Source organism: Methylobacterium marchantiae (assembly GCF_042679825.1).
Classification (GTDB): domain Bacteria; phylum Pseudomonadota; class Alphaproteobacteria; order Rhizobiales; family Beijerinckiaceae; genus Methylobacterium; species Methylobacterium marchantiae.
The window spans coordinates 61,824-80,817 of the sequence record NZ_JBHTND010000007.1; the positions used below are offsets into that span (position 1 = coordinate 61,824).

Genomic DNA, 18,994 nt, shown 5'->3' on the forward strand with positions numbered 1-18,994 from the left:
TGATGACGGCTAGGAGGAGCGCCGTGACGGTGTGAGCCTGAAGCCGGGAGCAGGACGTTCGAGAAGAACTTCCCGCCGGAAACGGACGAGGCGGGCAGGGCGTCCGGCGGTGCCACTGGTGACTTCTTCGGTCTCCTCCACGAGACCCTGCTGGGCGACGAGGCGGCGGAAGTTCTGTTTGTGGAGGTTGGCGCCGGACAAAGCTTCCACGGTGCGTTGCAGCTGGAACAGCGTGAAGGTCGGCGGCATCAGCTCGAACACCACCGGGCGATACTTGATCTTGCCGCGCAGGCGTCCGATCGCCGTGGCCAAGACCCTGCGATGGTCGAAGCCCATGGGCTGGCCGGTTGTCGCGATATCCGTCGAGCCTGCTTCGCCCGTCTGTCCGTGAGCCTCTGGAATCAGGCCGGCCTCGAACAGGAGTTCGTAGCGCTCGAGCACGCGCTCCTCGTTCCAGGCTCCGCCGCCGAGGCCGAAGGTCAGACCAAGCCTGTCTTCGCGGCGGCGCCTGAGTTTGGGGTCCGGAGTGCCGCCGGCCCAGGCCAGAAGCGCGGCTTCGATCTCGTCCAGCGCGGTCGGCCGGCCCGCGCGCCAATCTTCCCAGGGGAGAAAGGCGTACCAGTTGCGCCACGATGCCTCGGCGAGACCCGCCGAGCGCATCTCTCGCACAAGGGCGAGGTAGGCGACGGAAAGCGAGTGGAGACCGCCCGAATCGTCGCCCTGACGGTCGCGGTCACCAAAGGTGTAGAGTTGCTCGACATAGCCGAGGCGCGCTTGCGTCTGGCGCTCGACCCAGGCGCGTAGGCCGCGTTCGAGGGTGGGATGCTCGGGAACCAGCGGGCCGGCCGGCAATCCGGTTTCGCGCCCGGCCGCTTGGCCCGCGACCTGGACCGTGAGGGCGCGTGGCTCGCCGTCCGTCGCCGCGACGATGACGGCGACGAGTCCGACCGCAGACGGATTGGGAAGCGCATTCGGCTCCCCAGCCGCAAGCCCGTCCTGCCCCCTCGTCACTTGCCCCCCTCAGTCCACGCTTTGGCCGTCATGGCAGATTGTGCGTGGGAATCAACGCGCCGCGGGCGCGCCGCCTCACGCCTTTCTGGATACCGGCCGCGCCGGGTTGCCGACAACGGTCGCGCCGGGAGCCACGTCGCGGGTGACGACGGCACCGGCACCGATGATCGCATGGTCACCCACCGTAACGCCGGGCAGGATCAGCGCGCCGCCGCCGATCCAGACATTGCGACCGATGGCGATGGGCCGTGCGAATTCCATTCCGGCTTCGCGTGCCTCCGCCTCGCGGGGATGGTCCGCCGTAAGGATCTGGACGCCCGGACCGATCTGCGTCCGGTCGCCGATCGTCACCGTGGTGCAATCGAGGATGAGGCAGTTGAAGTTCAGGAAGACGTTGGCGCCGATGCTGATGTTGAATCCGTAATCGCAGTGGAAGGGCGGCCGGATCACAGCCTGGTCGCCGACCGCTGCAAAGATCTCGCGCAGGACCACCCGGCGCTCGTCAGCGGGACGCCCCAGCATCGCGTTGTAGCGCGCGAGCCAGACCTGGCAGGTGCGCAGGTCGGCAGCCAATTCGGCATCGTCGGGATGGTAGAGATCACCCGCGATCATCTTCTGCTTCGGACTGCGCTCCGCTTTCGCCGTCATGCCGATCTCCGTGTGTCGTGGATACGGGGAGTAGGCCGGCGGACAGGCAGGCTGCAAGGCATGAGGACGTATGACGATACCAGGCGGATCCACTTTTCGCTGCGCTGCCTCCCGCCTTAGGATGCAGCCGCTTCAACATATCGGAGGATGAACGTGATTGGACGCGACACTGCCATGGGCTCGACCGTGCCGGTCGACCTGCGGCTCTACGGCATCCTCGACGTTGACGTCTGCGGGGATGACGGCGCGGATCTCGCCGACATGGCGGCCGAGGCCGTCTCCGGCGGCTGCACCCTGCTGCAGTATCGCGAGAAGTCGATCGTGAATGCGCGCGAGGCGCTGGCACGCATTCGTGCCATCCGGGAAGCCATCGCCGGGACGGGGGTACCGCTCGTCGTCAACGATCGCTGCGATCTGGCGCTGGCGGCGGAAGCCGAAGGTGTCCATCTCGGACAGGCCGACCTGCACCCAGCCGAGGCACGACGCATCCTCGGGCCGCGAGCGATCATCGGCCTGACCTTGAAGACCGGGGCGCAGGCGGACGAACTCTATCGCCTTCCCGTGGATTATGCCTGCATCGGCGGCGTGTTTGCGACCACCAGCAAGGACAACCCGGACCCGCCGGTGGGGCTCGACGGTTTCGGCCGCATCGCCTTCAGGGCTCGCCTCGCCCGCGGCACCGAATTTCCGGTGGGCGCGATCGCCGGCATCGACGGAAGCAATGCCGCCGCCGTCATCGCTGCGGGCGCCGACGGCATCGCAGTGATCTCAGCTCTATTTTCCGACGATTCAGTGGAAGGACGGGCGAGCGACCTGCGCCATCGGGTGGATTCTGCCCTCGTTGCGAGGGGCGCGAGTGGCGCGGCACGGGCACCGGGGGCTCTTCGATAAAATTCTCTAAGTCTCTGTTCTAAAATCATTTTCAACCGAGCTGGATTTCCCCGTTGGGGCCGATGCTCTAGGATTGGCACGACGAGAAGGACAAAGATTGCCATGACCCCCATCGCTGTGACCATTGCTGGCTCCGATTCCAGCGGCGGAGCCGGCATTCAGGCCGACCTGAAGACCTTCGCGGCCCTCAAGGTCTATGGTGCCAGTGTCATCACGGCGCTGACGGCACAGAACACCCTCGGGGTCCAGGGCATCCACGACGTGCCGGCGGATTTCATCGCTGCCCAGATCGACAGCGTGTTCTCGGACCTTGCCGTGAAGGCGGTGAAAATCGGCATGCTCTCCCAGCCCGCCGTAATCGAGGCGGTGGCCGCAGGCCTTGCCCGCCATGCCTCCCGCATCCCGATCGTGCTCGACCCCGTCATGGTGGCGACGAGCGGCGACCGTCTCATCTCCGACGAGGCGGTCGACGCCCTGCGCCGCCACCTTCTCCCTCTGGCCGATCTGGTGACACCGAACCTGCCCGAGGCGGCCACACTGCTCGATGCCGTCGTTGCGACGAGCGAGAACGCTGCCGTAGTCCAGGGACGGAAGCTTCTCGCGATGGGAGCCCGCGCCGTTCTCATCAAGGGAGGCCACGCGGAGGGCAATGAGAGCGTCGATCACCTCATGAGTGCCGACGGTACGATGCGGCGCTTCGCATCGCCGCGCATCGATACGAAGAGCACTCACGGCACCGGCTGCACGCTGTCCTCGGCCGTAGCCGCGGGGCTCGCACGCGGCCTCTCGCTCATCGATGCCGTGGCACAGGCCAAGCGCTACGTGACCGCATCCATCGCCGCAGCAGGTTCCGTGTCGGTTGGACAGGGGAACGGTCCGGTCCATCATTTCCACGCCCTTTGGCATTGAAACGGTAGGGAAGTCGGCCGTGTTCGCCTTGCATCCGGGACGTGATTGCGTTTGAAGTACCGCACGATCGTTCGATGTACGGAACGAGGCGATGGGTCCCGGGACAATGCAAGATCAGGCGACGACGCCCGAACGTGGACGACAGCGGGATATCCTGAACGGGGCGCAGGTCCTGTCCGGGCAGCTCGGTAAGACCATTCAGCGCCTGCGCAAGGCCTACAATCTCTCGCTCTCCGAACTCGCCGAACAATCCGGTGTCGCGAAGTCGATCATCAGCCAGATCGAGCGCAACGAAACCAACCCGACGCTGGCGACGATCTGGCGCCTGAGCCAGGCTCTCGATGTGTCGATCGAGCGGGTTCTCGCCACAAGCGACGAGGAACCCTTCATCGAGAAGACCTCGCGCGCCGATACGCCGATCCTGCTCTCCGACGACGGCAAGGTCCGTCTCGCCATCGTCGGCTGGATCAAGACGGTGGAATGGCTGCAGTGGTACGAAGTCACCGCCGACCCGGGAGGCGTACTCGATTCCGACCCTCACCAACGCGGATCGGTAGAATCCCTCACCGTCACCGAGGGGACGCTCGAAGTCGAAGTCGCCGGCACGTTCCAGCGGGCACGGATGGGAGAGACCCTGCGCTACCGCTGCGACCGGCCGCACACCGTGCGCTGCGTCGGCACGGAGCCCGCCAAGGCGATCATGGTCGTGATCATGAAAGCCGCCGTGATGGAATGAGCGGTCCGCTTCCGCAGGACGGGAGTGGTGTTGCTACTCTCGTGCGCGGACAGGGTATCGATACGATCGGCAGACCTGTCGGCCAGGAATATCATCGTAGGCAGGCTGACCAAGGCCTGCGCTGGCTTACCAGGCGATGACGCTCCATCGCCGAATGGCAACATGCCTCCCCAAATGAGGATAACCGGCACATCTCCGTCCTTGTCACCCTTTTCCTGAACGCGGCCCGTCAGCGCCCGGAATTCACCCAGCGAACGATGTCGGCGAGCACGACGCTGAGCGCGGCATCGAGGCTCGCAGCAGCGTTGCCGGCCTCCACTTTCGCCACCGGCACCCTCGCGGTGAAGATGCGTGCGGCCACGACCTTCCCGGTGCCGTCAGTGATCAGTTTGGCGGAAATATCCACCACTGCCTCGCCCGAGCCCGATGCGATGTCGAAGGCGCGGATTTCACTGATCAGAGCGTAATCGGAGACGATCTTGTCGCCGGGCCGGCTCACGGATTTCAGACGGCCGGAATTCTCCAGACTCTGAATCAACCGCGTCTGGACCAGACGCGGAAGGCGGTCGGCCCATTGGCCGCCGCCTAGGAACGAGAGGGCACCGCCATTCTGGCGAACGATGATGCGATCCTGCTCGAACGGCTGGAGACCGACGGGCTCCGCTACGGAAATCGACCGTGCGGCCACGCTCGGCCGGCCGGAGCTCGGCAGAGCGGCGAGATCGAAGGTCATGGGTGCACCGCCGCCGCAGCCGCCGAGGAAAGCGGAGATGCAGGCGAGCGCGAGGATATTCGAGCGAAACGTCATCCGGTGGGCCTGGAAACCTTTGCAGTGCGGCACGAAGCGCAACCGTAAACTACCGCAAAGCGGTTTTCGTGCCGTGTCGCCTGACACCTACGGCCTGATCCGCCGAGGTTCAGCGGCCACCGTTGTATTCCGGCAACGAAGGCTTGCCGCCGAAGATGACCTGCGACGGATCGCGTTCGAGGCTCTTCACCGTCCGGTTCAGGGTGTTCAACGTGCGCTGTCCATCCGAGGATAGGGCCTCGACCTCGCGCCTCCCGGTGCCGCTGAGTCGGTTGAAGCTCGACGCGATGGTGGAAGTGCGCTTGTCGAGATTCTCGGACAGCGTGCGGAAGGCCTTGCCTGCGTCACGTACCGAGATCGCTGCGTCGCGGACTTCGGCGAAAGTGCTGCTCCCAGCCTGGCCGGAGGCGGAGCCGAGGAAGTTTTCTGCGCCCTTGAGCACATTGTCGACTCGATCGGCGGAGGCGTTGAGCTTGCCTGCGAGTGAGCGGGCGTCCTTCACCGCGCCCTCGATATCGGGGCTCGCCGTGTTGAGCGCCGCCGAGAAGCGCTCGGCATTGTCGATCACGCGGTTGAGCTTTTGCCCGTCGACGGCCTTTACCAACGCGCTGACCGCCGGACCGGCATCGTTGAGAGTCTTGGAGAAGGATTCGACGTTGGCGAGTGTCCGGGTGATGGCGCCTTCGTTGCCAGCGACCAGCTTGTCGAGGCGCTGGAGCATATCGTCGGCCCGCTGGGCGATCTGTTTGGCGGCCGCCATCATGTCTTGGATGTCGGAACTGTCAGCGAAGATCGTCGGTGTCTGGTCACCGGAACCCGGGGGCAGGGGCGGTGAATCCGCGTTGCCACCCGAAAGCGATATCGTCGATACGCCGGTGAGCATCGCCGAATCTAGGCGGGCGCGGGTGTCGGCGCGAAGGGGCGTCGTCCGGTCCACTTCCACCATGGCGACGACGCGGCGCGGATCCTGCGGAAGCAGGCGCACATCCATCACCTCACCGACCTTGATGCCGTTGAAGGCCACGGTCGAGCCCTTGGCGAGGCCACCGACGCTGCCGGAAAAGACGATGCGCACGCCTTGGCGGACCTGACTGCGCGATCCGCCCTGGAGCCAGAACACGAAGCCGAAGGCGGCCACCACGACCGCGAGGGTGAAGGCGCCGACGAGGGCGTAGTTCGCACGAGTCTCCATCGGTTCAGCCATACTCCGGATGGGCATCGCCCGCGCGGTGCGCCACAGCACGCAAGGCGTAGGCCGGGACCAGGGGGAATTTCGGTTCAGGCATGAGCGCTCGCCGTGTTCGTGACGATGGCGCGGGCCCGCTTGCCGTGGAAATACGACCGCAGCCAGGGATGGTCGCTCGCCAGCATGGCGTCGATCGGCCCCTGCGCAATGATCTGTCCGTCGCCGAGCGCCGCGATGCGGTCGCAGGCGGTGTAGAGACTGTCGAGATCATGGGTCACCATGAAGACGGTGAGGCCGAGCGTCTGTTTCAGCGTAGCCACGAGTTCGTCGAACTCGCCGGCACCGATCGGATCGAGGCCCGAGGTCGGCTCGTCGAGAAAGAGAATTTCGGGATCGAGGGCGAGGGAGCGGGCGAGCGCCGCGCGCTTGATCATGCCGCCCGACAGTTCCGAAGGTAGCTTGTCGGCGGCATCGGGCTTCAGGCCGACCATCTCGATCTTGAGGCGCGCGAACTCGTCGAGCAGGCGCTCGGACAGGTTTAGGTGCTCGCGCATCGGCATCTGGATGTTCTGCTTGACGGTCAGGGCCGAGAACAGCGCGCCCTGCTGGAACAGCACGCCCCAGCGCTGTTCGATCTTTCGGCGGCGGGCCATGGTCATGGCATCGACATCCTCGCCGAACACCTCGATCGTGCCAGAGCGCTTCGGCACGAGGCCAAGGATCGTCCGCGTCAGCACCGACTTGCCTTGTCCGGAAGGGCCGACGAAGCCGAGAATCTCGCCGCGATAGATGTCGAGGTTGAGCCCTTTCATCACGATCTTGTCGCCGAAACCGACCACGAGATCGCGTACGCCGATGATGACATCGCGAGGCGGGGCGCGGTCGAGCGGCGCTGGAGGCGGAGATATGTGATTCACGGGATCAGAAATCGATGGCCGCGAAGAATACGGCGAAAAGTCCATCAAGGACGATGACCATGAAGATAGACTTCACGACTGAGGCCGTGACGTGGCGCCCGAGGGATTCTGCCGATCCTTCGACCGCGAAGCCTTCGATCGTGGCGATGATTCCGATGATGAGCGCCATGAACGGCGCTTTGATCAGCCCTACGGCGACATGGTGGAACGAAACCGCGGCCTGGAGCCTCGCCAGGAATGCATCGACGGTCATGCCGCCATAGAGCGAAGCGGTGAGACCTCCGCCCGCGAGCGCAGCGAGCGAGGCCAGGAAGGCGAGTATCGGAAGGCCGATCACCAGAGCCAGAATGCGCGGGACGATGAGGATCTCGATCGGGTCTAAGCCCATCACCCGCAGGGCATCCACCTCCTCGCGCATGCGCATGGAGCCGATCTCGGCGGTGAAGGCCGAACCGGAGCGTCCTGCCACCATGATCGAGGTCAGGAGGACGCCGAGTTCGCGCAGGATCAGCAGGCCGATGAGATTGACGACGAAGCTCTGCGCGCCGAAGCGTTGCAACTGGAAGATGCCCTGCTGAGCGACGATGCCGCCCACCAGGAAAGAGATCAGCATGATGATCGGCACGCCGCGGAAGGCGACGTGTTCGAGCTGGTTGACCAGCGCGGTGCCGCGGAAGGTGCTGGGACGGGAAGCGACCCGGATGCACGCCGTCACCACCTCTCCCAGGAAGGCGAGGCCGCTGACGAGATCGGACTTTGCTCCGACCACCCGGACGCCCAAATCGTGCAGGAAGCCGATGACGCGGCCGCGCTTCGGTTTGCCGACATAGCTCTCGTCGCGCAGCTTCATCTCGCCGAGGAGGATGCGGTGCTCGGGCGTAGTGCCGGCATAGGCGAGGCGGCCGCCGGCGGCCTCGATCTCGCCGCGGGTCCGTTCGAGCACCCAGGCGCCGAGCGTATCGAGGCGCACGACGTTGGAGAGATCGACGAGGATCGGCGTGCCGCCAGCGTTGCTGGCGATGCGGGCCGCCGCATGTTCCACCGACGAGCCCTGATCGGCGGTCCAGCGTCCGCTCAAGGCGACGCGGCCGTCATCGCCGAGGAAGACGGCGTCGGCAGCGTCGGAATTCGTCTTGGCTTCCGCGTTTCGCACGAAGCGCTACTCCCGGTTCGTGCCTGAGAAAACGCAGATCAAGGTTACGGAGTGGTCAAGACCCTCACCCGCTAGCGGAGTGCTGACTCACAAACGTGGCGGTGTGAAGGGCTGTGCGAAGGCTACGCGCGTGGAAAGTGTCACCAGGCACAGGCCGGACAGAGCCAGCGGCGCCATGAGCGCAAAGGCGAGGCTACCTCCGCCAGCCTGATAGGCGACACCGCAGAGGATCGTGGCGCTCGCAGACGCGAAGGCGTTGACGGCGCTCGACATGCCCTGGGCGCGGCCCCGGGCGCCGTCCGGCGCGAAAGCCGAGATCGCCGTCATCGCGCCGAGTTGCGTCGCGCCGAAGCTGAACGCGTGCAGCAACTGCAGCATCAAGGCCGGAACGAGATCGCCTCCGACCTGGGACAGCCCGACCACGCGTACCAGTGACGCGACGGCGCCGAGGGCGATGAGTCGGAACGGCGTGCGCCACGTCGCGGGCCAGCGGCTGACGGTTGCGAAGAAGACGATCTCGGCGGCGACGCCCGTCGCCCAGAGGATTCCGATCCAGGAAGGTGAGATGCCGTTGGCCTGCCAATGAATGCTGCCGAAGGCGTAGGTCGCCGCATGGCTCGCCTGGATCGTCGCCTGCGCGCCGATACAGAGCCAGAGCACACGGGGCAGGCGCGGGCGTAGGCCGGGCTCTCTACGCGGCCGGGGCACTCGAGCTTCCACCGGACTCACGAAGATGGTGGCTGCGGCGACGAGGGCGAGGCCGGTCAGCAGGATTGGCACAGCGAGGCGTTCGCCCATGGCGCTGAGAGCCGCCCCTCCGAGCAGGCTCGCGATCAGGAAGCCGATGGACCCGGCCATGCGGATTCGAGCGTAGTCGAGGCGGCTGCTCTGCCGGACGGCGGCGAGAGTGAGGTAATCGATGGTCGGCACGAGCGGGGCACCGGCCGCGGCGTTCACGGCGACGAGCAGAGCGAGGATCGGCCAGCCGATCGCGGCGCCCGCCGGCATCAGCGCGTAGGTGGCCGCCACCGCCAGGCTGCCGATGAGGAGGAGACGGCGGGCTGCCACGCCCCGATCGATCAGCCCGACGAGGGGGGCCGTCGCGATGATCTTCATGGCGATGGGCAGCGCCAATAGGGCGCCGATGATCCGCGCGTCGAGCCCCAGGGCATTGAGCCAGACCGGCATGAACGGCATGGCGATGCCGATCTCGACGAAGACCACTGCGTAGAGCAGCGATAGGCGCGTCGCGTTCGGCTCCGTCCGAGGGGGATGTGACAACGATAAAATCGCTCGGTTGAGGGTGCGCAGCGGCCATTGGACGAGGCGTTGCGGGTCGCCTACGAAAATTCACCCGTAAAGCCGGCGTTAAAGCCGCCGTGTCAATCTGAGGTCGCTGGTCCCCGCGGCGTCGCGCAACAGCGCGGGCATCCTCAAGGACACGAGTTTCATGTCGGTTATGCGTTCGCTCACAACCATCGATGAGTCGGAGTACGACCGTATCGAAGCGGCCATGAGCGAGAGCGAGCGCGGCCGGTGGTTCCTCGCCGAATATGCCCGGCGCAATCGCAGCGCCGATACGGACGTCCTGCTCGGTGCGATCTCGCGCCTCGAAAGCGTCGTGACGGCCGATCGTCCTTCGGATCGGGAGAGCGAGCGTGTCGGTCGGATGCGTGGTGACCTGATGGACATGGCCCATGCCATCGCCCGCACCAAGGCCGAGATCGCCGCGATCAGTACCGTCGACCAGGATCACAGCCGTCTGGGCATCGCTTCCGTGGCCCTCGACGCCATCGTCCGCTCCACCGAGCGCGCCACGTCCGATATTCTCGGCGCCGCGGAAGAGGTTCAAGAGACCGCCTGGACCCTGCGCGAATCCGGCACCGATGCGGCGATCTGCGACGTGCTCGACCGCCGTGCCACGGAAATCTATACCGCTTGCTCGTTCCAGGATCTCACGGCGCAGCGCACGGCCCGCATCATCCATACCCTGCGATATCTCGAGGAGCGTCTCGCGGCGATGATCTCGATCTGGGGCGGCGAGGTGGAACCGATCCCGCCGGCTCCCGGCTCGACCGTGTCGAACGTTGCTCAGGATCTCGATCAGTCCGATGTGGATCGGTTCATCGACATGGATGTCGACCGGATCGAGATCAGGCCGGCAATGCCGCCGCTTCCGCCTTCGGAGAGCATGCACGACGAAGTGCTGTTCGTGGATACCGCATCGTCCGACGCGACGGAGGAGGCCGTGTCTGAGCGCGCGATCTCCGAAGAGCCTGCCTTCGTGGAGCCGCTCGCCGACGAGGACAGCGAAGAATCCGCCCAGGCCGACGCCCACGGGGATGAGAGGCGCGGAAAGGAGACCGAGCCGACATCCACTGTGCCTGAAAAGACCGACATCGCCACGGCCTTCGCCGATATCGACGGCCTCAGCGAGGAGGAGAAACTCGCGCTGTTCTCCTGAACCGGACGAATGAACCGCGCGCATCGTCGCCGACGCTGATAAAAGGGCCGTCATGGCCCTTCACCTTCTGAAGCTCTGCGTCGGTCCCGCGACGATCGAGGATCTCGAACAGCGCATCGCTCGACACCGGGACGATGCGCTGCAGGCCGGCCGCGATCCGTCCACATTCCACGTGACGCGTATGGTGCCGAAGCGTGCGTCGGCCATTGCAGGCCAGGGCTCGATCTTCTGGGTCATCAAGGGGACGCTGTGCTGCCGCCAGGCCATTACGGCCATCGAATCGTTCACGGATACGGACGGAATCGGCCGCTGCCGTCTCGTACTCGACCCCGTCGTTGTGCCGGTCAATCCGCGCCCCTGCCGGCCATTCCAGGGCTGGCGCTATCTCACCGTGAGGTCCGCGCCGGCCGATCTCGACATGCGCCGCGCCGATGGCCTCGCCGACATGCCCGAAGCACTGCGCCGCGAACTCTCCGTCCTAGGCCTCATCTGAATTCGTAACGATGGATCGGCGGAGCGGCATTTGCCGCCCCGCCGATCTGATCTCAGGCGCCCTCGAAGCGGCCGCTCGCATGGGCGAGCATCGTGTAGACCTTGCCCGTTTCCGAGGTGAGATAGGCATCGGCCCGCCGCGAGTCGCGATCGTTCTTAGAGACTTCGCCGAGCAGGCGCTCGAACTCGCCGACATACCGATCCACCGTCCGCCGGAACTCGGCATCGGCCGCGTAACGCCGGCGGATCTCCTCGAACGTCTGCCGACCCTGCGTCGTGTAGAGGCGGCGATCGAACAGGTTAGGCTCACCACGCCGGTAGCGCTCCCACAACTCCACGGCTGTCTGATGGTCGATCATCTTGGCGATGTCGGTGGAGATCGTCTCGAGGGCGGTCCGGCTCCGCTCGACGGCAGCCTTGCTCTGGTCGGCCTTGGCAGTCCCCGGCTTGGCCTGCTCAAGTTTCCCCTGCGCCGGTTTCCCTTGCTCCGGTTTCACTTGCTCGGATCTGGCCGGAGCCGACTTGGCCTGTTCGGGACGCCCGGGGGCATTCGCCTGATCTGATCCATCCGCCTCGTCGTCGAGGGAGGCGCGAGTCAGGAGATCCGAAAGCCAGCCACGATTGTCACGTCCGTCACGCCCGGCCGGGGCGGGGATGCGAGCGGTCTCGCCGGGACGCAAGGCAGGCTGGTTTCCCACCCGGCTCGTGGCTGCCGGAGCTGAGACGATGCTCATCTGCTGGGGCACGCGAGGTTCGGGGGCCTTCTCCTCGCGAGCCTTCTCGGGGGCATTGCCGCGTATCGCCGTCCCGGCTGTATCGGTCTCTGCCGATTTGGGCTGAAGAGAGCGGTTCGCCGCTACCCGTGCTTCCTGAGGTTTGGTGGCCGACGCGTCGGCCCTGGGCTGGAGAGGAGCGGGCGCAACCTGCGGCGGAGCGACCGGCACCGGGTGACCTTCGGCGGATTCGGCAACGTCGATTCCGCGTCGCGACCGCGACACGAGCGAAGACAGTTCGTTCAGCGCCTTGATCTGGTCGGACACGACCCGGCGCATTTCGCTGGTGGCTTCCTCGGTCTCGCGGGGAAGCTCCAGCACGCCGCGTTGTAGGTCCGCCCGCGTCGCTTCGAGTTCGCGACGGATCTCCGCCGCCATTTCCCGCATCCCGGCAACCGAGTCGCCGAAGCGCCCAGCCGCACTCTCGAACACGGTCATCATCTGTTCGGATGCTCCGGAGATCGCTGCCCGCACGGCGGCGGCGGTCCGCTCGCCCTCGCTGCCGGCATCCTTGCGCAGGCTCTCGAACGCCCCACTCACACTGGCACCGGCACTCTGCGCCGCCTCGGACAGGTTCAAGGCGATGCCGCGCGCACGCTCCTCGGCGGACCGAAGAGTCTCGGCCATAAGTGTGCCGAAGCGAGCGGTTTGCTCTTCCAGGATGCCGGAGCGTGCCTCGATGCGCGTCAAGACTTCTTCGACGGCCTTGTCGCGGCCGGCGAGCAGATCGACCAAGCGCGTCTCGACGGATTCGAGCGAGCCGGCCGCATCGGTGAGCGTGCCGGAATGAGCACGCGTGATCTCGGCGAGCGAGGTTCCACGGGCGTCCAGCGTCGTGGCGAGGTCGACAGCGTCGTGCAAGGCTCCCTCGGCCACTGCCTTGAGCCGTTCGACCTGTTCGGCCACGCTCCTGCTGGCGCGCTCGGTCTCGCCGCTGATGGCAGATAGCGTCTCCTGCACCTGTTCGACCCGGCCCGACAGGGCCTGTTCGATGGCACCGAGATTCTCGCCGGCATCGCTGACGAGTTCGCGAAGGGCCGCGTTGGCCACTTCTACCCGATGGAGAACGCCACCGAGTTCACTGCGGAGCCGATCGTTCGCTTCGTCGAGCGTCGCCAACGCACGGGATGCGCCGCCATCGATGGCTGCGAGCAATGCGTTGCGGGATGCGTCCGACTGTTCGGCAAGATCACGAACCCTCTCGCGAAGGGTCTCCGCGAGTGGTGTACCGCTCTCGTTGAGGATGCGCTCTATCTCCTGGCCGCGCTCACCGAGCGACACCGCGAGTTGGGAGGCCGGCCCTTCGACGATCTCGCGAAGGCGCTCGGAATGCGTCGCCAACGCTTCGACGACGAGGTTGCCCCGACCGTCGATCGTGTCCACGATCGATCCACCGCGTTCCTCTATCGCACGGGTAATGGTCTCCGCGCTCTCGGCGAGACGGCGTGCCAGGGACTGCCCTCGCGCCTCGATCAGCGTGGCCAGGGCCGTCGACCGGCGGTCGAAGCCGGCGACCATGTCCTGATTGCGACCGTCGATGAGGGCGGCGACGGCTTCGTTGCGCTGGTCGAGCGCCGCGGCGAGGGCATCGGCATGGACCTGGGCGAGGGCGGCATGGCGGTCGACCCGCTCGTCGAAGGCGGCCAGCATGGTCGCACTGCGCTCGTCTACCAGTGCCGCATAGGCGTCCTGGCGGTCGTCGAAGGCGTTGGCGAGGTCGTCGCCGCGCGAGGCGACGAGGGATGCGAACACCTTCATCCGGCTGTCGATCCGGTTCGTGAAGGCCTCGCTGCGGGCGTCAACCGCCTGGGTCAGGGCGGCGCTCTGGTTGTCGATGGTTTTGGCGAACGCCGCCCCGCGACCTTCCACCAACTGATCGAGCGCCCGCAGGCATTCGTCGAACAGGGCTGCGATGGCCTGGGTGCGGGCATCCACCGACTGCGTCAGCGACAGGCCCTGGTTGTCGATGGTTCGGGCGAACTCGGACGTGCGGTGGTCTACGAGCTCGTCGAGTGCGCGAAGGCGCTCGTCGAATACCGCAGCGATGGCCTGGGTACGGGCATCGACAGATTGCGTCAGCGACAGCCCTTGGTTGTCCACGAGGGCGTCGAGGGTCTCGAGGCGTTCGTCGAAGAGCGTGCGTAGCGAGCCTGTCTGCTCTTCGAGCGACCGGGTAAGGGCCCCGCCTTTGTCGTCGACGGTGTGAGCGAGTTCCGCCGTCCGGTTCGCGACCAGGTGATCGAGGGCGCGCAGGCGCTCGTCGAAGAGGGTCGTGAGCATGGCCGTTCCCGCATCGACGGAACGGGTGAGAACAGAGCCCTGCGTGTCCAGGGTCCGGACAAACTCGGCCGAACGATTTGCGACGAGGGAGTCGAGGGCCTGCAGGCGGTCGTCGAACAACGCGGTCATCGCGCCTGCGCGGTCATCAACGTTTTGAGTCAGGGCTGTGCCCTTGGTGTCAATGGTGCGGATGAACTCTGCCGCGCGGTTCTCGACCAATTGGTCGAGGGCGCGCAAGCGCTCGTCGAACAGAGTACCCATGGCATGGGTACGCGCATCGACTCGGTCGGTGAGAGCTTCGGCGCGGCTGTTCACCAGTCCGTCGAGGGCGGTGAGGACGTCGTCGAACAATGTCCGCAGACCATGGGTCCGGGTCTCGACTGCTTCCGCGATCTTGGCGCCGCGTCCATCCACGAGTTCGTCGAGAACCCCGATCCGCTGATCGAACAGGGCGACGAGATCACGCGTACGGGCTTCTACCGCCCCGGCGGCACCGCCCAGGCTGGCTTCGATCGTATCGACGAAAGTACGCCCGCGCTGGTCCAGCGATTCATGAAGGGGCGCGAGCCGATCGTCGAAGCTATTGGTGAGAACCTGCGAGTGATCGTCCAGCATGGTCCGGATCTCGTTGGTCCGGTTATCGAGGAGCTGATGGACGGTACGCACGCCCTCGTCGAGCAGGCTGCTGATGTCGGTGGTCCGCTGCTGGAGCGTGGAGCCGAGACGGCCTTCGCCTTCTCCCAGCAGCCGGTCGGCATCGGCGACGATCTCGCGCAGGCGGGTGATGACGGTGTCGCCGCGCTGCTCCAGAAGCTCGGCCAGCGAGGAGCCGCCGCGATCGAACAGATGCGCGAGCTCGGTGATGCGGGTACCGAGGGCGCCGAAGACGATACGCCCCTTCTCGTCGAGCTCCTGGCCCATCGCCGCCGTGCGCTCGTCGATGAGCGAGGCCAGGGCTTCCGCGCGGTTCGAGAACGATGCACGGATGGCCTCGGCCTGCCCAGCGAGCGCCTCGTTGGCATGGCTCGTCCTGCTCTCGATCATCTCGACGAGCTCGCGGGTGCGATTGGCGAGATCCTCGTCCACGGCCCGGGTGCGGCTCTCGATGAGGCGGATGGCCTCGAAGGCCTGCGCACCGAAGGTTTCGTCGATGAGGCGGCTCCGCTCCTCCAGCGCCGCGGCGATTGCGTCGAGGCGCCCGATCACGCCGGTGTCGAAGCGGCCGACCCCCTCGTCGAGGCGACGCGACAGGTCGATGGCCTGATGCTCCAAGCGCTCGGCGATCTCGGCAGAACGACTGCCCAGGGCGTCGCCCAGGCTGAGGCTGCGGGCGGCGATGTCCTGAGCCATACCGTCGGCCCGGGTATCCAGGGTCTGTACGAGATCGCGGCTGCCTTCGACCATGACCCTCGCCATCTCGCCGGTGCGCAGGATCAGGGCCTCGTTGAGGGCCGTTGCACGTGAGCCGAGCTGCCCGTCGATCTGGTTCACCAAGTGGGTGAAGGTCTCGCCGATTTCGGCGCTGCGCTTCAGGGAACGCTCCTCGAGGGCGCCGAGCTGGCTCTCCACGGTCTCGCGGGCTTCGCGGGTGCGCTCGACGATGGTCTCGGCCACCGCCTTGCCCTGGACCGTGATGACGCGATCCATCTCTTGGAGCTGACTGGAAACGGTCTCGCTCAGGCTCGATGTATCGCGTGCGATGCGGTCGGCGAGAATGTCTCCCCGCGCGATCGTCTCCTGGAGGGCGGCGAGGCGATCGCTGAGCACTGTGTCGATGGCTCTGGCACGGCTCTCGGTCGTCTCGGCGAAGTTCGCGCCGCTCTGGGCGAGGGCATCGTTGACGCGCGCGCTCTGGGCGGTGACCGCCAGTACGATCTCACGGCCGGTATTGGCGAGTTGGCCATGCGCCTCATCGGCATGGGTAGTGATCAGGTCGGTCAGGCCGCGGCTATGGGTGCCGAAGGAAGCCTCGACGTCCCTGATCCGGGCGGTGAGTTCGCCGCCGACATTCTCGGCTGCGCGAGCGATGGAGCCCGTCGCCTCGGTGGCGCGGTCAGCCAGGGTCTCGTCGATCTCTGCGAGAGTTCGGCGCAGTGCCTCCATCGCTTCCTGCGCACGCCCGCCGACCTCGCCGCTGAGGCCGCTGGCCGCCTGTTGCAGGAACCGGGCGGCTTCTTCAGTACGGGTGGCGAGTTCGCCGGAAGTGGCGGCGAGCCGGCGTTCGAAGATCTGAACCGCCTCGACCGTGCGGGCTTCGAGCTCGCCGGTGGCGCTTGCAGAGGAGCGGCGGAACGCCTGAGTCGCTTCTGCCGTGCTGGCGCCGAGAGCCACGGTGGTCTCCTCCGCACTACGGCGGAAGACGTCCGCGGCTTCGCTGGTACGGGAGCCGATCTCGTTGGCGAGGGCGTCGAGGACGGCACGCAGGCTGTCGATTGCACCGCCGGAGCGGGACTCGAATGTGCTGCCGAGGACGCCGAAGGCACCGGTGAGGGTGAGGGTCGCGTCCTCAACCTGCTTGGTAACAAGGCTGCCCACCTGCTCACCGGCCTTGTTCAGGCGGCGGATGCTGGCGTTGACGACGGCAGCCGTGTCCTCGGCACCGTTGCGAATCGCGGCTGCGGCTTCGGCCGAGCGGGCGTCGATTTCGCCGTTGAGGCTCGCCACGGTGCCGCGGAGGTTGTCCACCGTGCCCTGGGCCCTGGTCTCGAAATTGGTCCCGAGCGAGGCCAGCGCGCCATCCATGGCGCTCGCGGCTTCCTGTGCGCGAAGGGTCACGAGGTTGCCGATACGCTCGCCGGCCGAGTTCAGGCTGCTCTCGAGCGAGCCGCCCTGGACGGTCAGGGTCTCGTGCAGCCGGGCGGATACGCCATCGATGCGCTCGACCAGGACACCGGCCCGTTCGTCGACTCCCATGCCGGCTCCTTCGATCGAGCGAACGAGATCGTCGCGCAGGGCGCCGGTGCGGGCGGCGAACGTCTCGACGATGCCAGCGGAGGCCAGGGCCAGACCGGCCTGCGCCTCGCGGGTGCGGGCCTCGATCGCTTCGGAAACGCCGCTGCCGGCGGCCTCGATCTCGCTGCGCAGGGCCGTGCCGCGATTGGCGATATCTTCGGTGAGCGCGGCGCCCGTCGCCGCGAAATGCTCGCGCAGGGCGGTGCCTGTTTCGGCGAAGCGTGCGGTGATCTCACCGCCGGTATTCGAGAAGTTCGTGGTGAGTTCGTTGCCTCGGGCGAGGAACACGCTCTCGAGTCCGCGTGCCGATTCCTCGAAAGTCTGACGGACCTCGCTGCCCTGACGGTTGAGGGTCTCGATCACCTCCATCCCGGTCTGGGCGAGGGTGCGCGCCACTTGGCCGGCATTCTCGGCGAGGGTAGCGGTGAGCATCCCGCCGGTCCGCTCGAAGGCGATGGTCACGTCCGCAGCGCGGCTCTCCAGCGATTGCGTCAGTGCGTTGCCGACCTCGGTGAGGCTGCTGCGAACCCCATCGCTGGTGCTGGCGAGGCGCTGGACCAGGTCGTCCCCTCGATCGGTCACGAGCCCGACAACACGGTCTCCTGCCTCGCCCAGGGCCGCCGTGATGGCATCGCCACGATTGCCGAGCGCCGAAGTGATGGCCTCGCCGCGTGCATCGAGGGCGCCGGTCACCCGTTCGCCAGCGCCGGTCACCGCGGCGACGATGCGCTCTGCGGCGCCGTCGAGCTCCTGGGTCAGGTTCTGATGGGAGCCTGTGATCGCACCGCGGACGCGCTCGGCATTGGCGACGATCGACTCGCGCTGGGCGACGAGCTCGTCGACGAGCGAGCGGATGCGGATCTCGTTGTCGGAATAGGCGCGCTCCAGGGTCGCGATCTCACCCCGCACCAGGGTCTCCAGCTCGCCGGCACGGGCCAGCGCCCGCTCGACGCCGTCGCCCACGGCCGCGACCTCGCGGCGGACGGTCTGCGACATGGTGAGGACGGCATCGGTCGAGAAGTTCTCCGGCTCTGCGAGCCGGATCGCCACTTCACCCACGGCACGTGCGACGAGACGCATTTCCTGCGCACGGACCGCGAGCATCGCCATGATCGCGAACAGGACGATCGGGCCGACGATGGCGGTCGCGCCGACGGCGGCCTGCAACGCGGTCATCCCTGCGATGAAGGCCCTCAACTCGCCGCCCGACTGGTTCCAGGCGAGAGCGAGGAGGGCACCGAACCACAGGGCGGCGGCGAGTGCAGCGAAGATATAAGGCTTGCCGGACGGCCGCACGCGCAGGGTCTGCTGCAGGATGCCGATGTTCTGGCGGTCGTCATTGGCCACCATCGAGCGGTCCGGCGGCAGCAATCCGCCTTCCCGCCGCGGCCGGTTGCGGTCCGGCGGCGGCAGATCGGAGGCGAGCGGCTGGTCGAGGTCGAGGCGCGGGGGAGCGAGGCGACCGCTCTGCTCGTTCAGAGGATCACCGTCGCCCACATCCGGAAGCCGCGGCTCTACACGCGGATCCGTCGCCTGGGTCGAGGGGAAGTCCAGGTTGAGGGCCTGCTCGATGGCGGAAAGAGCCGCCTCGGCCGGGTCCTTGAGCTTCTTTTCCGTGGCCATCCAACGCCTCGTCACGCAGGTCGTCGAAGCCGGCCGCATCCGGTGATCGACGACATTTTTACCAATTTACCAAGGAAGTTTAGACCTCGGCGCGAGACCCGGATACCCGAGTGGGTCGAACCGTCCAAAAAACCTTAACGGAATGGTTACC

General features: G+C 66.5%; 13 protein-coding genes. 5 read left to right on the forward strand and 8 right to left on the reverse strand.

Annotated elements, in window-relative coordinates:
• Window positions 1–9 precede the first annotated feature (9 nt).
• Together ACFQ4G_RS07150 and ACFQ4G_RS07155 are read right to left on the reverse strand one after the other, a co-directional pair.
• Window positions 10–1,011 carry an NUDIX hydrolase gene (locus tag ACFQ4G_RS07150; protein WP_238204852.1) on the reverse strand — a complete coding sequence of 334 codons (1,002 nt, stop codon included), beginning with the start codon at window positions 1,009–1,011 and terminating at the stop codon, window positions 10–12.
• A gap of 75 nt (window positions 1,012–1,086) precedes the next feature.
• Complete coding sequence (locus ACFQ4G_RS07155; protein WP_238204854.1) at window positions 1,087–1,659, reverse strand: sugar O-acetyltransferase; 573 nt, start codon at window positions 1,657–1,659, stop codon at window positions 1,087–1,089.
• A 174-nt stretch (window positions 1,660–1,833) separates the two neighbouring features.
• Between ACFQ4G_RS07155 and thiE the strand changes: the two genes are divergently transcribed.
• The 3 genes from thiE (at window position 1,834) to ACFQ4G_RS07170 (ending at window position 4,195) form a co-directional block, all read left to right on the forward strand.
• Window positions 1,834–2,550 carry a thiamine phosphate synthase gene (gene thiE / locus ACFQ4G_RS07160; protein ID WP_238205016.1) on the forward strand — a complete coding sequence of 239 codons (717 nt, stop codon included), beginning with the start codon at window positions 1,834–1,836 and terminating at the stop codon, window positions 2,548–2,550.
• A 102-nt stretch (window positions 2,551–2,652) separates the two neighbouring features.
• The gene (gene thiD / locus ACFQ4G_RS07165; RefSeq protein WP_238204856.1) at window positions 2,653–3,459 is read left to right on the forward strand and encodes a bifunctional hydroxymethylpyrimidine kinase/phosphomethylpyrimidine kinase; all 807 of its coding nucleotides are present in this window, start codon (window positions 2,653–2,655) and stop codon (window positions 3,457–3,459) included.
• Window positions 3,460–3,565: 106 nt separating this feature from the next.
• Window positions 3,566–4,195 (forward strand): helix-turn-helix domain-containing protein, encoded by a 630-nt coding sequence (locus ACFQ4G_RS07170; protein WP_238205018.1) that lies wholly within the window; start codon window positions 3,566–3,568, stop codon window positions 4,193–4,195.
• A gap of 229 nt (window positions 4,196–4,424) precedes the next feature.
• On the opposite strand, the gene ACFQ4G_RS07175 is transcribed toward ACFQ4G_RS07170, so the two are convergent.
• The 5 genes from ACFQ4G_RS07175 to ACFQ4G_RS07195 all read right to left on the reverse strand — a co-directional run bounded on the left by ACFQ4G_RS07175 (window position 4,425) and on the right by ACFQ4G_RS07195 (window position 9,540).
• The gene (locus tag ACFQ4G_RS07175; RefSeq protein WP_238204858.1) at window positions 4,425–5,003 is read right to left on the reverse strand and encodes an ABC-type transport auxiliary lipoprotein family protein; all 579 of its coding nucleotides are present in this window, start codon (window positions 5,001–5,003) and stop codon (window positions 4,425–4,427) included.
• Window positions 5,004–5,112: 109 nt separating this feature from the next.
• Entirely contained in the window at window positions 5,113–6,195 is a 1,083-nt protein-coding gene (locus ACFQ4G_RS07180; protein WP_238204860.1) for an MlaD family protein, read from the reverse strand.
• A gap of 86 nt (window positions 6,196–6,281) precedes the next feature.
• Window positions 6,282–7,001, reverse strand: a complete 720-nt coding sequence (locus ACFQ4G_RS07185) for an ABC transporter ATP-binding protein (protein ID WP_238205020.1) — start codon at window positions 6,999–7,001, stop codon at window positions 6,282–6,284.
• 109 nt (window positions 7,002–7,110) lie between these two features.
• The gene (locus ACFQ4G_RS07190; RefSeq protein WP_379039975.1) at window positions 7,111–8,259 is read right to left on the reverse strand and encodes an ABC transporter permease; all 1,149 of its coding nucleotides are present in this window, start codon (window positions 8,257–8,259) and stop codon (window positions 7,111–7,113) included.
• Between the two features lie 87 nt (window positions 8,260–8,346).
• Complete coding sequence (locus ACFQ4G_RS07195; protein WP_238204862.1) at window positions 8,347–9,540, reverse strand: MFS transporter; 1,194 nt, start codon at window positions 9,538–9,540, stop codon at window positions 8,347–8,349.
• 169 nt (window positions 9,541–9,709) lie between these two features.
• Between ACFQ4G_RS07195 and ACFQ4G_RS07200 the strand changes: the two genes are divergently transcribed.
• Window positions 9,710–10,723 (forward strand): hypothetical protein, encoded by a 1,014-nt coding sequence (locus ACFQ4G_RS07200; RefSeq protein ID WP_238204864.1) that lies wholly within the window; start codon window positions 9,710–9,712, stop codon window positions 10,721–10,723.
• A 52-nt stretch (window positions 10,724–10,775) separates the two neighbouring features.
• Window positions 10,776–11,216: a DUF1489 family protein gene (locus ACFQ4G_RS07205; protein ID WP_238204866.1), complete on the forward strand. Its 441-nt coding sequence runs from the start codon at window positions 10,776–10,778 to the stop codon at window positions 11,214–11,216.
• A 52-nt stretch (window positions 11,217–11,268) separates the two neighbouring features.
• Here the strand turns inward: ACFQ4G_RS07205 and ACFQ4G_RS07210 are convergent, their stop codons facing one another.
• Complete coding sequence (locus ACFQ4G_RS07210; protein ID WP_238204868.1) at window positions 11,269–18,843, reverse strand: apolipoprotein A-IV repeat region-like domain-containing protein; 7,575 nt, start codon at window positions 18,841–18,843, stop codon at window positions 11,269–11,271.
• Window positions 18,844–18,994 lie beyond the last annotated feature (151 nt).

Coding starts and splice junctions, on each gene's coding strand:
- ACFQ4G_RS07155 (WP_238204854.1), bottom strand. CDS start 1,659: ATGACGGCGAAAGCGGAGCGCAGTCCGAAGCAGAAGATGATCGCGGGT.
- ACFQ4G_RS07175 (WP_238204858.1), bottom strand. CDS start 5,003: ATGACGTTTCGCTCGAATATCCTCGCGCTCGCCTGCATCTCCGCTTTC.
- ACFQ4G_RS07210 (WP_238204868.1), bottom strand. CDS start 18,843: ATGGCCACGGAAAAGAAGCTCAAGGACCCGGCCGAGGCGGCTCTTTCC.
- thiD (WP_238204856.1), top strand. CDS start 2,653: ATGACCCCCATCGCTGTGACCATTGCTGGCTCCGATTCCAGCGGCGGA.
- ACFQ4G_RS07170 (WP_238205018.1), top strand. CDS start 3,566: ATGCAAGATCAGGCGACGACGCCCGAACGTGGACGACAGCGGGATATC.
- ACFQ4G_RS07205 (WP_238204866.1), top strand. CDS start 10,776: ATGGCCCTTCACCTTCTGAAGCTCTGCGTCGGTCCCGCGACGATCGAG.
- ACFQ4G_RS07185 (WP_238205020.1), bottom strand. CDS start 7,001: ATGAAAGGGCTCAACCTCGACATCTATCGCGGCGAGATTCTCGGCTTC.
- ACFQ4G_RS07200 (WP_238204864.1), top strand. CDS start 9,710: ATGTCGGTTATGCGTTCGCTCACAACCATCGATGAGTCGGAGTACGAC.
- thiE (WP_238205016.1), top strand. CDS start 1,834: ATGGGCTCGACCGTGCCGGTCGACCTGCGGCTCTACGGCATCCTCGAC.
- ACFQ4G_RS07180 (WP_238204860.1), bottom strand. CDS start 6,195: ATGGAGACTCGTGCGAACTACGCCCTCGTCGGCGCCTTCACCCTCGCG.